Origin of the sequence: Aquabacter albus, from assembly GCF_040049275.1 — a bacterium.
Classification (GTDB): domain Bacteria; phylum Pseudomonadota; class Alphaproteobacteria; order Rhizobiales; family Xanthobacteraceae; genus Aquabacter.
This window is the reverse complement of the sequence record NZ_JBDZDT010000039.1, coordinates 1-1,039: the sequence shown is the minus strand read 5'-3', so window position 1 is coordinate 1,039 and position 1,039 is coordinate 1. Positions and strand designations below refer to the sequence as shown.

2 protein-coding genes are annotated in these 1,039 nt (G+C 63.8%); both read left to right on the top strand.

All coding sequences use genetic code 11. The features are described from left to right. Nucleotides 1-37 precede the first annotated feature (37 nt). Nucleotides 38-763, top strand: coding sequence for a Bax inhibitor-1/YccA family protein (locus tag ABLE91_RS28920; protein ID WP_348936013.1), 726 nt, complete (start codon nt 38-40; stop codon nt 761-763). Nucleotides 764-788: 25 nt separating this feature from the next. Then, a partial coding sequence (locus ABLE91_RS28915) for a DUF2076 domain-containing protein (protein ID WP_348936012.1) occupies nt 789-1,039 on the top strand: 251 nt, incomplete at its 3' end.

The window sequence follows — 1,039 nt, the reverse complement described above, 5'->3', positions numbered from 1 at the left end:
CTCCCTCTACTGACGCCATCGAAGGAGATAAACCACCATGAACACGCCAAATTACGGCTATGACTGGGGCAGCCCCGCCGCCGGCGTCAGCCGGGCGGAATTCGATGAGGGCCTGCGCCGGCACATGCTGCGCATCTACAATTACATGGGCTTCGGGCTCGTCCTCACGGGCATTGTCGCCTTCGTGGTGGGCACCACGCCGGCGCTCTATGTGCCCATCTTCTCCACACCGCTGAAATGGGTGGTGATGCTGGCGCCGCTGGCCTTCGTGCTGTTCTTCTCGTTCCGCATGCAGTCCATGTCGGCCTCGGGCGCGCAGGCGCTGTTCTGGGCGTTCTGCGCGGTGATGGGCCTTTCCATGGCCTCCATCTTCCTGGTGTTCATGGGCACCAGCATCGCCCGCACCTTCTTCATCGCCGCCGCCATGTTCGGCTCCACAAGCCTCTACGGCTACACCACGAAGCGCGACCTCTCGCGGTTCGGCTCGTTCCTCATCATGGGCCTGATCGGCGTGATGATCGCGAGCGTCGTGAACATCTTCCTCGGCTCCAGCATGCTGCAGTTCGTAGTTTCGGTGGCGGGCATCCTGGTCTTTGTCGGCCTGACCGCCTGGGACACGCAGTCCATCAAGGAACAGTATGCCGACAATCTCGGCGGGGACACCCAGCAGAAGCTGGCGGTGTTCGGCGCCTTCTCGCTCTACCTCAACTTCATCAACATCTTCCAGCTGCTGCTGAACCTCACCGGCCAGCGGCAAGAGTGACCTCTCACACATCGGAGATTTGACAATGGACACGCAGGATCGCCAGGCCATCGAGGGCCTGTTCGGACGCCTTGCCCAGGTGGAGCAGCAGGCCGGCCCCCGCGACACAGAGGCGGAAGGCTTCATCCGCGACCGGGTCTCCCGCCAACCGGCGGCGCCCTACTTCATGGCGCAGACCATAGTCGTGCAGGAATACGCGCTCCAGGAGGCCCAGCGCCGCATCGAGGAGCTGGAGCGCCGCCCGGCCGGCGGTGGCGGCTTCCTCTCCGGCCTGTT

Excerpts from the sequence above, each read along its gene's own strand:
- ABLE91_RS28920 (WP_348936013.1), top strand. The coding sequence starts at position 38 with ATGAACACGCCAAATTACGGCTATGACTGGGGCAGCCCCGCCGCCGGC.